This is a genomic window from Vibrio casei, from assembly GCF_002218025.2.
Classification (GTDB): Bacteria; Pseudomonadota; Gammaproteobacteria; order Enterobacterales; family Vibrionaceae; genus Vibrio; species Vibrio casei.
The window spans coordinates 123,101-136,682 of the sequence record NZ_AP018681.1; the positions used below are offsets into that span (position 1 = coordinate 123,101).

Sequence of the window (13,582 nt, forward strand, 5' to 3'; positions counted from 1 at the left end):
TTTGTCTCCATTTCATCTATGACTTATATACTACTCGATACATAAATCATTGACAAGACTTGGTAGCTTGCTATACATTTGTATCGATCGATATATAACCATACAGGCACATAAGTGCCAACGTGTAACCCACCAATTTTTTAAAGGATAACTTTTTTGTGAATAACTCTCTCAATAAAGCAAATGAAGATCCGGATCGCTTACCTATGTCGGCACTGCTCGCATTGGCCATGACCGGATTCATTTGTATTGTCACAGAGACATTGCCTGCGGGGCTGCTGTCTCAGATCAGTGCAGGTCTGGAAATCAGCCAGGCTATAGCAGGTCAAATGGTAACGGCATATGCTTTGGGATCCTTGCTTGCGGCCATTCCCTTGACAATTGCGACACGTGGCTGGAAGCGACGTAACGTTCTGCTGCTGACCATCTTCGGTTTCTTCATTTTCAACTCGGTTACCGCTTTATCAAGCAACTATGTTCTAACATTGGTTGCTCGTTTCTTCGCGGGTGTTGCAGCTGGACTTGCTTGGAGTCTATTAGCTAGTTATGCGCGCCGGATGGTCCAGCCCCATCAGCAAGGCCGTGCAATGGCTGTCGCTATGGTCGGTATCCCTCTAGCTTTGTCTTTGGGTGTACCTCTTGGCACATTTATGGGATCGACTATCGGTTGGCAAACTGCATTTGGCGTCATGTCAGGTTTGGCACTTGTCTTGATCGTCTGGGTGATAGCGAAAGTTCCTGACTATCCTGGGCAGTCCGCTCACGAGCGCTTACCGTTGAAGAAAGTATTCATGAGTCCCGGGGTACGACCAGTACTTTGCGTGGTTATCACATGGATGTTAGCCCACAATATTCTTTATACCTATATTGCACCGTTTGTGGAGCAAGCAGGGCTTGGGAAACGAATTGATTTGGTTCTACTTACCTTTGGTCTTGCGGCCCTTGTCGGTATTTGGTTTGCAGGCATGCTGGTGGACCGATATTTACGGATTGCAATTCTAACAAGTCTCTTAGCATTCGCTTTAATTGCTTTGCTATTTGGATTTGGTGCTCAATCTCCAGAAATTATCTATATCGGTGTCGTAGTGTGGGGCATCACTTTTGGAGGCGCATCCACCTTTTTGCAAACCGCATTGGCCGATGCTGCAGGTAGTGGTGCTGATGTGGCGCTTTCTATGAATGTTGTTGCATGGAATTTAGCTATTGCCGGCGGAGGAATCGTTGGCGGGATACTGCTTGATTCAGTAGGTGTTAGCTCTTTCCCTTGGTCTCTGCTGGCCTTACTTTCAGTCGCATTTTTAATAGCTTGGTCATATCATTCGCACGCCTTTAAATCTGGGGCGCGTATCAGTGAAAGTTCTGTCGCTCAATAATCATCAACTGCTTTATTAAAGTTACAGACTAAATACGCCAATGAGTATGGAAGAGAAGCACGGTTACCACTTTGACAGTGCAGAGCAGCTTATGGCCTGCATTGATGAGTATATTGCTTATTACAACAACGATCGAATTAAGGTTAAATTAAAAGGCCTGACTCCGGTAGAATACCGAAATCAGGCCTTAGAAGCCGCATAGCAGAAATGTCCAACTTTAAAGGGGCAATTCAGTTATCCTTGGTCACAAGAGAATGAAAGGCAATGATGCCAATTTTAAAGTCGGCAAAAGATTATTTAAAACACTATGCCACGTAAAACACATAACAATCCGCTCAAATTCGTTCCGGCCACAAAAAGCGTGGCCTCCACCAGACTCGCTGACGCTCGCAGTTTAGCGGGGCGTTGAGGTTGTAGGATTTCCCGATTTTCAGCGGATTTTCCATGTTTTTATCGTCATTTATCCTGCTGAGAATGGCTTAAATGCTGCGCGATGATAGTGGCCTTTATCATGGCAAGGAAAGAGATAGCGACAAAATGAGAGTTAAGCGGGTTTTTCCTTTGATTTTAGAGGTTTTACCTTCTATTTAATGTGATTTCGTAGTTTTTCTATATTGTGAAGCATGCTGAACATCGCCCATTGGGCGTTTACTTTCTCTCTACCTCTCAGCGTAAATCGGTTCATTTTTTTGTTGACGGTGATGTTGCCAAACACAGGCTCAATACACCCAAGTCGCTTGCTGTATTGCCGGTAAGCGTCCGGCCAACCACACCTAGCAACAACACTTTTTGTATTTGAAAATACCTTCAGCTTTTTATTGAAGGTTATTATGAATTCACCAATCCCTATGAAGGATATAGGGCCTATTATGTTCCATGTCAAAATACTGGACTCTCGTCATGGAAGTTTTGCCGACAGACTTCATCGAGCAATCCGAGACTTGGAAGATAATGTTAGGAGTGATTTTTCTGCAAAGGCTTAACAAGAGATTGAGACTTCAAGATACTTTTTAGTTTGTTAGAAACATTGTCGTGGGTGTAACTCGTTTCTGTCCAGCGCTACGTTAGTGGAAAATCATTGCGCATTCCAAGCCAGAACCCTTTGCTTACATCATTAGACTACTTAATTATTTTCGGATAAAATACGCACTCGCGGCTGCACATGAATTTCAGTCAACTTTAGAGAGAATACGATGATTGTAGAAAATGTGCTTCCTGAAGATTACGCAGAAATGCTGAATGTTTGGGAAAACTCAGTCCGAGCAACTCATGACTTCATAACAGAAGAAGATATTGATTTTTTTAAACCAATTATCATTGAGCAGGCTTTTCCTGCTGTCACGTTAAGATGTATTAAAAGTAATGATGGCTCAATTCTAGGCTTTGTGGGTATCCATGATTCTAAAGTTGAAATGCTGTTCATTTTAAACGAGGCAAGAGGGCAAGGTATTAGTAAGGTGCTACTGCAATACGCAATAGAGCAGTTAGGTGCAACCAAAGTCGATGTAAACGAACAAAACCCGCAAGCAGTAGGCTTCTACGAGCATATGGGTTTTAAAGTAGTTTCTCGTTCACCACTTGATGATATGGGAAAACCTTTTCCAATTCTGCATATGACACTTTAAAGCTCGGTTTGTCGTAACCAAGTTTGTTAGAAGAAACGCCCAAAGCTAATAACTTTGGGCGTTTCCGTATACGGTGAAAAATCCAATATAAATGTTTAAGGTTTCAAGATACTTTTTCTCATCTGAACTGTGCCACTTAGTCATTTGGGCTAAGAAGGTTTTGTCCAAAACTGAGTTACCTGTAATATCAAACTTTATCATCTCTCACAATTGATTCAGGGGCCTGAAATGTATAATCTGACTAAAATCTGAGTTGATAAGTAACCGCATGAATATAAAAAAGTTCACAGGATTAAAAGAGAAAGGCTCAACCATTGAGCGCGTGCTTCGGGTGATGTCATTTATCTCAGAGCATGAAGGTGAGTGCACACAACATGAGTTATCCGATGCGATGGCTTTACCGAAACTGGCGATGGGAAAATTGATTAATCAATTGAAAGAATTGGGTATTGTGAGTGAAAATTTAAATAGAAAAATCATCGCAGGCCCTGAGTTTCGGCAGTTGTCGCTTTCGGTGATCCGCAATCGTGTTTTTTCATCACAGCGGATCGCTATTCTTGAACAGTTGGCACAAGAAATTGGCGAAACCTGTGGAATATCGGTACCAAATGGTATTGATATGCTGTATCTAGAACGTGTTCAAACCAATTGGCCTTTGCAGATCAGCTTACCTGTTGGGAGTTTTGTGCCACTGACCGCCACGGCATCGGGAAAATTACATTTAGCGAATTTGTCCGATGAGGGTCGGCAAGTGATTTTGGATAATATCGCGCTGGATGTTTTTACAGAGCATACGATTGTCGATAGGTTGAAGCTTGAACAAGAGCTGGCGAACATTCGTGAATTGGGTTATGGGCGAGATAACAATGAATTTATCGATGGCATGGCAGCAGTCTCGGTTCCTATTACTTGCGATGGGCTATTATTCGGGTATCTATTTTGTCACAGCCCAGTTATCCGCCACAGCTTAGTTGATTTAGAAGCGTTTATTCCGCAAATGCAGAAAGCCGCCAATGATATAATGTCAGTTATGTTAAAAGGGGAATAATCTCTTGGCGTTTTAAACATCAATATGGTGTTGTAACTGATCACGCGTACGTTCTAGATCAGGCAAAAACGTGAGTAATTCATCGAGGCTTTTTCGCGTTTTAGGGCAATGACAGAACAACGAGGCTAAAAATTTTCCATTGGAAGAAAAAATCGGAATGGCGACCGCCACTAATCCATCGATAAACTCTTCATTATCCACACTGAACTGGCGATGCCGGATTTTTTTCAGCTCGACTTCAAGGGCGATTTTGTTCGTTTGTGTATTTTTCGCATAGCGAGTTAACGGCAGTTGATTCAGCAGTTTTTCACGCTGTGATTTTGTCAATGAGCTTAGAAATAATTTACCACTTGCCGTTGCCCAAATCGGTGATTTCATGCCCAGTGGCAATATGATTTTGAGTGGCCAGTTGGTCTGAATACGCTCGTAATACACCATGTCATTGCCATCGGGAATTGCGATGCCACAGGTTTCTTCAATACGTCTTGAGAGTCCATGCAATATGGCCTGTAAGTAAGTTTTTCTTTCGCTATTACTATTGATATTTAAGGCAATTCGTTTCAACTCGGCACCGGGGTAAATATTGCCTCTATGATCAGAAGAAAGAAAGGCATCATCATCGAGTTGTTGGACTAGGCGATGGTAAGTCGGTTTTGGGATCTCGGAGTGAAAAATAAGATCCGGTAGAGAAATTGGCTGTTCTTGCTTTGCGCTTTGAGTGACAATTTCCACAACCCGGCTGACGGCGTTGGGTTTATTGTCCATGCTGGCTTTGCTATCCATGTTGATACCTGTTATCCCTGACGTTTCTCGATTATATATTGTATCTCTACTGGCTAAAAGGTAGATTTAGAGACTAACCCAAGAAGGTGTATTCTTCTTTTCCACAAAATGGTGACGGTATAACGGCCCCACGACAAACAAAGGTGCGGCCAGATAATGGTTGTATTACTCGCTCTTGTTCTGTCATTCCATACCATCCCGTTGTGATAAAAAGGGAATCAAGGTTTTTTCCTCCAAAAGTGCAGCGAGTGGCATGTTTCACCGGCAGTTCGATCGTATGGAGGAGCTCGCCTAAAGAGTTATAAATGCTGATACAACCTTTATTCCAATGGCATATATATAGGTTTCCCATTGCATCGGTTGTTAGCCCATCGGGCAAACCTTGGTGCTCTTTTAATTGGATAAACACGCGTTTGTGGAGAACAGTTGACCAATCATGGTTCATCTGTAGTTCAATGACTTGCCCTTTAAACATATTCGACACGTATGCTCGCTTTAATTCCGGGTTAAAGGCGATGCCATTGGCGACGGAATAATCTTGATCTAATTGTTGTATAGAATGGTCTCTTGCTTGGTATCGATATATACAACCATCTGGTTGATCAAGTTGCTGCTCATTCATAGTGCCAAACCAAAGATCACCATTGGGACAATTTACTGCATCATTAAGCCGGATGTCCCTTTTCCCTTCCGTTGGATCGGCAATAAATTCAAAATGTTCGAATGTTCTATTACATCGGTATAAGCCATGTTTAGTGGCAGCCATCCAGTTTTGATTGGTAGTCGGTGCAATTGCTGTCACTGCAACAGGCACTGTGGTGACTTGGTGCAGCTCAAGACTTGGAGAATATTGATGAATATGGAAACTTTCGGTATCTACCCAAAATTGGCATTGATCTGACGCTAGCCAAATGGGCGATTCACCTATTTCACATAATGGTGATGGGATAAGATTAACAATGATATTTTTCATTTTTCACCTATATTGATAATTTAAATATCATTATAGGTTAATTTTTGGTTTTGTGCTTTTAGATGTATGAACAATATTAAAGGAGATTGGCAATAGTGGACTCGCTTAAGTGATTGAGATAAATATACGCAGCCGGTGAATAATCACGAACGATGAATAGATTCACCGTCCGTTGAAATTAAGCCTCAAGAATGGCTTTCAATTCTAATAATGATTTTACCGTATAATGCGGTTGAATATTATCAGTTGCGCTTGCGCCGTGTGGGTTTAACCAACAAGTTTCAATGCCAAAATTGATGCCGCCTAAAATATCAGAATGCAGGTTATCACCGACCATCAGCACTTTTGATTTACATGGATTACCCGCGCGTTGCAAAGCATGTTCAAAGATGATGCTATCAGGTTTTGCCATGCCGACTTCTTCTGAAATGATAACTTGATCTATGTAGCTATCCATTCCAGTGCGAGCCAATCGAATCGCTTGTAAATCGGTAAAGCCATTAGTAATGATACCAATTTTGGCTTTGCCCGTAATCGCTTCCATTAACTCTTTGGCACCTGGTAGAACAGAACAAATATCAGCCATGGCTTCTAAAAATGCTGAGTTCAGTTCCGCTGGCGTGGTGTTTAGTCGCTGCGCCCATGAATCAAAACGAGTGTGCTTGAGTTGGTCTGCCGTGATATCGCCATTTTGATAATCAATCCAAAGCGGTTTATTCACTTCTTGATAAGTGGCAAAATCTTGTTTGGTGAAATCCACGCCTTTTCTAGAAAACATGAGCTGCATACCTTTAAATGCATCAAAATGGAACAAGGTTTCGTCCGCATCAAAAAAAATCCAATCGTACTTCATGGTTACTCCTTATTTTGTTGTGGCTAGTGTAGCGATTTTTCTTTTTTGGGGTAAGCCAATAAATGAAAAACAAGTGATGAAGGATTTACATCCCATAGCGAAAGGGTTTGTTTAACGGTAACATATCTCGATGAATAGGCGCGAGAGCATGAGCATAGCCAGTAGCTGCAATGTATATTCACATCGAGCAAGGAAATGTGGATCTGTGATGGTTGATTCTTCGCTTAACAGAGAATCAACTTCGCGGAAGATGAGGTGATCAGGTAAAAAGCAAACATGGTTATTTTTATTGCCTGTCATTCGTAATTCACTGATAGGGTAAACTCCATTAATACTAGCGGACACACTAACAAGTAGGGCAGGCTTGTGCGCAAGCTCTTCGTCTGTAGTGAGTAGCAAAAAATTTTTGAGCGCAGGCGTTGCCATTCCATGCCATTCTGGCGTAATAAAAATAAAGGCGTCGGATTGAGACAATTGCTGAGCAATGGGTTTCCATTGTTGCCACTCGTTACCACCATTCCAAACGCCTTCATTCCAAAAAGGCAGATCTAATGCGTGTAAATCTACAATATTAATCTCGTTAAATTGAGAATGAGCTAATTGTTTTAAAGTGTTAGCGACATTTAAGCTTTGTGATTGTGGTCTTTGACTGCCAGAGACAATAGTGAGTTTCATGGTTAATTCCTTTTATTCAAATAGTTAATGAGTGATGGATTACGAGTTAGAGTGCCTATTTTTGGATGTTGTATTGCTTAAAATAATGGAAGAGAATATTGCTAGCGCGCCTATTAGTTGGCTTGGCGTAAAGGCTTGTTGTAAAAAGATATAGCCGAGTACACAAGCGGAGACACTGCTAAGAAAGCCTAAAAATGAAATGGAAATGGCAGGTAGTTTCTCTATACCGCGAAACCATAAGAAGTAACCTACAATTGCGCCGATTATGCCTAAATAGAGATAACCCAATACATTGGTGAGGCTGATGTGGTTTGGAATGCCTTCAACTGTCAAGGCGATCGGAGCAAGCATTAAGCCGCCAAAGAGTAATTGCCAACCAGTGAAACCTAATAAGCTCATCTCTTCTGGTCGTCCCCATTTTTTAGTTAACACTACACCTAGCGCCATACTTAGCGTGCCCATCAGCGCGACAAAAATCCCCGTTTGGTTAAGATTGGCGTGGCTATTGAGTACGAGAAAACCAATGCCTGTAATGCCGATTATACCGGCAAGAACATGTTGAAAAGTGAATGTACTCTTTAGTAAAAATCGACTGAGGACGATGACCATTAATGCTTGGCTTGACATCACTAACGCCGCCATTCCTCCAGGTAAGTAAGTGGCGGCATAAAAAAGACAATAGAAAAAAAAGCCGATATTAAAAAAACCTAATAACGCAATGCGCCACCACCAATGCCCTTTGGGTATGGTACGAGTGATCATAATCAACAGTATTCCAGCAGGAAGGGCTCGAATCAGTGCTGCCATTAATGGGCTATTAGGAGGAAGAAGTTCACTGGTCACGATATAAGTACTTCCCCAAAGAATGGGTGCTAGTGCTGTGGTGAGTAGCAGTAATAACAATCCTATTTTAGACATTATTGTTTCCTTAACTATTCCATCTCTAATATATGTAGAGAATAAACTTTAATAAAAGTATCTCTCATAAAAGATACTTTTATTAAAGTAATGGATATTTATATTTTGATCAAGTATCTTTTTTGAAAGTTACTTTTGAGGTTTGAATGATGAAAGATCCTGTCGATACTATTTTGCAGCAATGGTTACAAGTGCGCCCTGATCTTGATTGCTCAAGCATGGGGGTGGTTGGCCGTGTTCGACGCACCAGTGAGCAATGGAAAAAACAGATGGAGAAGGTGTTTAAGCAGCATCAATTAAACTCAATTGAGTTTGATATTCTAGCCACGCTCCGACGTAGCCAAGCACCACTCACGCCAACAGAGCTTTATCAAACACTGATGTTGTCATCGGGTGTAATGAGTACTCGTATTGAATCTTTAGTGCAAAGAGGTTTATTACAGCGTCTCGCGAGCGAAGAAGACCGACGCAGTTGCCGAGTAGAATTAACCGCAGAGGGGATGGCTTTAATCGATCTTAGTGTGGTTGAGCATGTCCAGAATATGGAAAGTATGCTCTCTCCATTAAATAAAAAAGAACGAGATCAGCTCGCTACGCTGCTGAAAAAGTTACAATAAAGTTCGTAAAATAGTAAGTCCATAGGCACAAAAGAATAGACCGAGTGCGTAGGAGGTATGTGCAAGAAAGCTGAAAAACCGAGCTCTCCAAGGTGCTGGGGTTTGGCTTGCTGCGACCCCAAACCCTAAACAAGGTTGCATAATAAAAAATGGAAAAATTAATGTTGTAATGCCTATGAGCAATGCTGGCATTAAGCTGGGTTGGGCTAGCCATGCTTGTCCAAAAATTAAGGCAGTCAAAGCAGAAAAAACAACACCGATGAAATAATGCAATAGCCAACCTACAATGGCTTCTTTAGGTAAAGGAGGGGTTTGCATGATGGTCTTATGCCGCCACTGACCTTTTGGTAAATACCCTACCCAGCGACCAACTAACGCGTAATTGAGTGATGGGATCCCTAAAACGTGTTTTTGAAACCAAGCCCAGAGATCCATTATTGCCGTTGCGCCCATTCCGATGATGATGATGGATAAAGTATTCATGTTCGATCCTTCTATAGATTTACTTCTCGATTTGTTAAAGTAAATTAAGAATACAACTTGAAGTTGGCTTTAAGTCAAGGGTGGATGCATGGATATTGGCGAAGTGGCAAAACGGTCGGTATGTTTACCTTCTACATTGCGGTATTACGAGAAACTGGGTTTGATTCATTCTGTTGGGCGGCATGGATTAAGACGTCAATACACATCAAAAGTTTTGAATAAGTTGAGTATTATATCATTAGGACAGATGGCGGGATTGTCCCTTACCGAGATAGCAATGATGTTTGATGAACATCAAGAATTAGTTATAGATCGAGTATTGCTACTAGAAAAAACACAGCAAATTGATGAACAAATAAGGCACTTAAAAGCGGTAAAAAAGAGTTTGCACCATGTTGCGACTTGCCCTCAATTATCTCACTTAGAGTGCCCATCTTTTCAGAAAATGATGGAAGCCGTACAAAAAATATAAATGTAAACCACATTTAAACTAGCGTTAACATAATTAAATAAATAGCCGTAATTTTAGTGAGGGCTACGGCTTTTTTATTTCAAATCAACGCAGTTAATTGCACGTTTTATGATTAATGTTCTCTTTGATTAGAGGATGTATAAAAACCAATGATTCGGATTAACTACTCGGCGTACCTTGATGGTGCGCAATATTACCTACTTCTAGTAGCGGTGCTACATCAAGATCGGCGGCGTTCATCATTGAAGATATGCGTTGCACAGAAGACAGCAGTAAGGATTGCTCCCAATTTTCCAAATTCTGAAAGCGTTGAATAAAATGATCTTGTAGTGGCAAAGGGGCCTTTTCTAGTAGCTTTGCACCTTCCTCTGTTAAATAAGCATGAACCTTACGCTTATCTAATTGGCTACGGTGACGCTTTACGAGACCACGCTTTTCAATACGGTCAATGATGGTGGTCGCGGTTGCTTGGCTCATATTAGTGTTTGATGATAATTGACGAATTGTCACCTCACCAGAGTCACGAATTGAACGCATCAGAAGTAGCTGGGGGCCAGTTAATCCCAGCTCTTTATTTAACTGTCGTGAATGTAAGTCGATTGCGCGAATGATCTGACGAATTGCTATCAGCACTTCTTCATGTTTGTCCATGTTTTTCCCCCATATTGAAGACGTGAAAAGTAACCCATCTGTTTTTATTCGCAAAGGGAAAACTGCATTGAAATAGTAAAATTATGGGTATTCTTTATGTTAAGTGTGAGTGAAAGGCGATATATCCTCAAAGAATGCTCATGATTTATGCTTTTGTGTGTCAATTAAGCGATCATGAACGGGTATCATTGTACAAAAATTAAGGATATAAATAAATGAAACCAGTCATAAAAAAAAGGCTCAGTGGTTTATTCGTTATTATGAGTTTAATTGGCATGAAAATATCGCCAGCTCAAGCTGATAGAATATCGAGTATGCCGGTTATTGCCCCGCTTTATTACAGTGGAACCTTAGTAAAAAATAATATTTTAAATCAGTTTGATACTACGTTTTCAGTCGGGCGTGATGTGACGGCCTTTACGATTGCTGGCATGACATTAGATGCCTATATTTTGACTCTTCCACTTCCACTTGAAACAAAAAATAGAGTGATTAAACGCCTTTCTAATCCTTTCTATAGCATCGCTCTAGGGCATTTTCTCTATGTTTTTTATGATCAATACAGCCGGGCAGAAAATAAAGACCAATTTCGTGCCCATCTCTTTAATCATTATTCTTCTGCTGAGCTAGAGCCTTGGCAACATACTCTTTTTTATTTAGATGAAGAAGAATCTGACATGAGGGATGTTGAGCAACCCGCCGATGAAGTTGAACGTCGTGAAGGGGTGACGATGAATCGCCCTTTTTTTGCCATGTTGGTGAGTATTTATGATGAATTATTTAACAATGATGATTGGGAACTCGCTAAATCTTTGCCTGATCACTACCAATATTTAACCACCTCTGCAAAAGATCAAGCAATCATTGTCCATGTTCAAACTTTGCTCATGGGAGAGCTTTCCAAATACGCGGAAAGTATGCCGCAAGGTGAAATGAGATCGGCAATGGATGCCATCTTAGATGATGCGAAACCGGCCAACCAAGGTAAGACCAACAATAAAGCGCAAGCATTGACGATTACTTTAATCGATTTTGTTCGCATGAATGTATTGAAAGCCTACCGCCAATATGTGCAACCGACTCAACGGGCAGAAGTCTTTACGAGGTGGATGCAAGATAAACTGGAAGATAACCCAGATGAGTTAATTGCCTATTTACAATCACGGCAAAACCGACCCAGAGCGGTTCAAATTGTGGTGGATGGTTTAAGCCAAGGTTTAATGGAAGGGTTAGCTCAATCTAAAGGCAGCCCTTATTTACACCAAGCATTCAAACAAGACCAAGTGTTTAAAGCTTTTAAACCAAAGGGTGATATGGGTTCACCAGAGCATCAACCTCAGCATAATTTTTTGAATCAGTTGGTAAATAAAGGGGAAAATGATCCGAATTATTTACCATTTTTTAAGCGGTTATATCAGCTACATAAAAATGGGATTGCTAGTGATGGCATTTCATCCACTCCGACTATTAGTGTGCGTAATTTACCGATTGTAAAAACGGGGGCCACAGTTTCTGGTGAAGGAGGGACGGGGATCCCTAATTTTCATTTTGTCGATAGGCAACAAGATCGTGCTTATTACTTTTTTGGTAATGATGCTTTGCAGTTAGAGCCTTTAACAGAACAGCGTGGAATGCAGACCATGTTTGATCGTTTAAACTATCTGAAAACCATGAATTGTAATGCTCAATATGATTGGAATGCACAACTTAGTTTTGATGCGTTAGTAAATTTAGGCTTGGGTGAATCGATTCGTGACTTTGGTGAGCAACGTTGCTTACTGGAATTGCAACACCGGGCGAAAGCAGAGCGTATCGCTTCGAAAAAGCGCCAAACTTTGATTAATGACATTCAGGCTTATCAAAGTCTAAGTGATTGGCGACTGCTGACAAAAATGAGCCAAAAGGCAGTGTTGAACGATCAAATCGCCGAGTTAGCAACATTGAATGAACAAGCTATGCCTGATTATTTATTGATGTATAACCCATGGCCGGATCACTTTGCTCATTTTAAAGGACCATTTGGCGATGAGATCATTAATCCAACTGGGGAGTTGAATCGATTAGATTTTTGGCTAGGACAGGTTGATGAGGCTTACAAACAAGCGGGAATACATCAACACACGCTTTGGGGCATGGCGGGAGATCATGGCTTGTCTGCGGTGCATTATACGCTTAGCCCAGAATTAGTGGTGTTTGATGGTTTGAAAAAGCAAGGTGTGGAGTTGAAAGTATTAAAAATTTCATCAGATGAGGGGGAAGGGCCCAAAATGACGAACGCTTTGCATTATCCGAGTAATAAAGGGGTGGATGTTGTGATTGCTTCTACCGCTGGTGGAAATTACATGATGGATTTCTTTAATTCTGAACGTGGTTGGAAAGTTCAGCCGCTTTATAAAGAACTGACAACATTGAAACCCATTGGTGGCGGTAAGCCCATGAACATCATTCATGAAATGGCTTATCGTTTACGTGAATCGTTAGATTACTTAGTGGTACGAGAAGCTGACTGCACTACTCAGCGTTGCGCGGTACGCGTGGTGGGCTATCGAAATGGGCAGATTCGTCATGAAGTTATCACTCGGATTGGGGCGCGTATTACTTATCAAGCAGTGGATGGAAAAGGTGCTCCGGAATTATTATCGATTGGGCTGACGAATCCGTATAAAGCAGCATTAACCGATGAACAAGTACAACGTAAACAAAGCTTAATGCAAACGTGTATGGCGCCAAAGGGGTGCATTGCCGCACAATGGCGATCGTTAACGGCCATGAGTACTCGACCCGATTCTGTGATGCAACTGGTGCATTTATATGAAGATGATAGAGCTGGTACTGTGAATTTATTTCCTAAAGATGGCTTTGGTTATAATACTTTAGTGCCTGGTCGCCATGCTGGTGAAACGTATTTAGAGAAAGACGCTTTTGTCGGTTTTTGGAAGGATGGTATGAAGCCTAAAACACGGTTAGGTGCAGTAGATAATGGCTCGCTTGCTCCCACGTTATATGAATACTTAACGGGAAATCAAGTTAACGTTGGCGTCGACGGTTGGGGGTATCCTTCGGTCTTAAAAAACCTACAGGAATAGTGTTGGTTTAAATCAGTAAAAGGTT

General features: G+C 41.4%; 13 protein-coding genes and 2 pseudogenes. 7 read left to right on the forward strand and 8 right to left on the reverse strand.

Annotated elements, in window-relative coordinates:
- Positions 1 to 158 precede the first annotated feature (158 nt).
- On the forward strand, positions 159 to 1,373 hold the full coding sequence (locus tag VCASEI_RS13480) for an MFS transporter (RefSeq protein ID WP_197709599.1): 1,215 nt from the start codon (positions 159 to 161) through the stop codon (positions 1,371 to 1,373).
- Positions 1,374 to 1,431: 58 nt separating this feature from the next.
- Positions 1,432 to 1,575: pseudogene (locus VCASEI_RS13485) on the forward strand (IS3 family transposase); the annotation flags it as partial.
- A 381-nt stretch (positions 1,576 to 1,956) separates the two neighbouring features.
- Here VCASEI_RS13485 and VCASEI_RS19665 read toward each other — a convergent pair.
- Complete coding sequence (locus tag VCASEI_RS19665; protein WP_226983392.1) at positions 1,957 to 2,256, reverse strand: transposase; 300 nt, start codon at positions 2,254 to 2,256, stop codon at positions 1,957 to 1,959.
- A 310-nt stretch (positions 2,257 to 2,566) separates the two neighbouring features.
- Here VCASEI_RS19665 and VCASEI_RS13495 point away from each other — a divergent pair, with 310 nt between their 5' ends.
- Together VCASEI_RS13495 and VCASEI_RS13500 are read left to right on the forward strand one after the other, a co-directional pair.
- Complete coding sequence (locus VCASEI_RS13495) at positions 2,567 to 2,998, forward strand: GNAT family N-acetyltransferase (protein WP_089110250.1); 432 nt, start codon at positions 2,567 to 2,569, stop codon at positions 2,996 to 2,998.
- Positions 2,999 to 3,266: 268 nt separating this feature from the next.
- Positions 3,267 to 4,046: an IclR family transcriptional regulator gene (locus VCASEI_RS13500; RefSeq protein ID WP_089110251.1), complete on the forward strand. Its 780-nt coding sequence runs from the start codon at positions 3,267 to 3,269 to the stop codon at positions 4,044 to 4,046.
- Between the two features lie 12 nt (positions 4,047 to 4,058).
- Here VCASEI_RS13500 and VCASEI_RS13505 read toward each other — a convergent pair whose 3' ends face one another.
- From VCASEI_RS13505 to VCASEI_RS13525, 5 genes and pseudogenes are all read right to left on the reverse strand, one after another.
- Positions 4,059 to 4,829, reverse strand: a complete 771-nt coding sequence (locus VCASEI_RS13505) for an IclR family transcriptional regulator (RefSeq protein ID WP_238321412.1) — start codon at positions 4,827 to 4,829, stop codon at positions 4,059 to 4,061.
- Positions 4,830 to 4,902: 73 nt separating this feature from the next.
- Positions 4,903 to 5,802, reverse strand: coding sequence for an SMP-30/gluconolactonase/LRE family protein (locus VCASEI_RS13510; RefSeq protein ID WP_089110252.1), 900 nt, complete (start codon positions 5,800 to 5,802; stop codon positions 4,903 to 4,905).
- 178 nt (positions 5,803 to 5,980) lie between these two features.
- On the reverse strand, positions 5,981 to 6,655 hold the full coding sequence (gene yjjG, locus VCASEI_RS13515; protein ID WP_089110253.1) for a pyrimidine 5'-nucleotidase: 675 nt from the start codon (positions 6,653 to 6,655) through the stop codon (positions 5,981 to 5,983).
- 85 nt (positions 6,656 to 6,740) lie between these two features.
- Positions 6,741 to 7,330: pseudogene (locus tag VCASEI_RS13520) on the reverse strand (NADPH-dependent FMN reductase).
- A gap of 39 nt (positions 7,331 to 7,369) precedes the next feature.
- Positions 7,370 to 8,248 carry an EamA family transporter gene (locus VCASEI_RS13525; protein ID WP_086960488.1) on the reverse strand — a complete coding sequence of 293 codons (879 nt, stop codon included), beginning with the start codon at positions 8,246 to 8,248 and terminating at the stop codon, positions 7,370 to 7,372.
- Positions 8,249 to 8,394: 146 nt separating this feature from the next.
- On the opposite strand from VCASEI_RS13525, the gene VCASEI_RS13530 reads away from it, so the two are divergent.
- On the forward strand, positions 8,395 to 8,865 hold the full coding sequence (locus VCASEI_RS13530; RefSeq protein ID WP_086960489.1) for a MarR family winged helix-turn-helix transcriptional regulator: 471 nt from the start codon (positions 8,395 to 8,397) through the stop codon (positions 8,863 to 8,865).
- Here VCASEI_RS13530 and VCASEI_RS13535 read toward each other — a convergent pair.
- Complete coding sequence (locus VCASEI_RS13535) at positions 8,857 to 9,348, reverse strand: DUF2938 domain-containing protein (RefSeq protein WP_086960490.1); 492 nt, start codon at positions 9,346 to 9,348, stop codon at positions 8,857 to 8,859. The genes VCASEI_RS13530 and VCASEI_RS13535 overlap by 9 nt on opposite strands.
- An 88-nt stretch (positions 9,349 to 9,436) precedes the next feature.
- Between VCASEI_RS13535 and VCASEI_RS13540 the strand changes: the two genes are divergently transcribed.
- Positions 9,437 to 9,820: a helix-turn-helix domain-containing protein gene (locus tag VCASEI_RS13540; RefSeq protein ID WP_089110254.1), complete on the forward strand. Its 384-nt coding sequence runs from the start codon at positions 9,437 to 9,439 to the stop codon at positions 9,818 to 9,820.
- Positions 9,821 to 9,979: 159 nt separating this feature from the next.
- Here the strand turns inward: VCASEI_RS13540 and VCASEI_RS13545 are convergent, their stop codons facing one another.
- On the reverse strand, positions 9,980 to 10,471 hold the full coding sequence (locus VCASEI_RS13545; protein ID WP_086960492.1) for a MarR family winged helix-turn-helix transcriptional regulator: 492 nt from the start codon (positions 10,469 to 10,471) through the stop codon (positions 9,980 to 9,982).
- Between the two features lie 215 nt (positions 10,472 to 10,686).
- Between VCASEI_RS13545 and VCASEI_RS13550 the strand changes: the two genes are divergently transcribed.
- A complete protein-coding gene (locus VCASEI_RS13550) occupies positions 10,687 to 13,557 on the forward strand; it encodes an alkaline phosphatase family protein (RefSeq protein ID WP_089110255.1) in 2,871 nt (956 codons plus the stop codon).
- Positions 13,558 to 13,582: the final 25 nt, after the last annotated feature.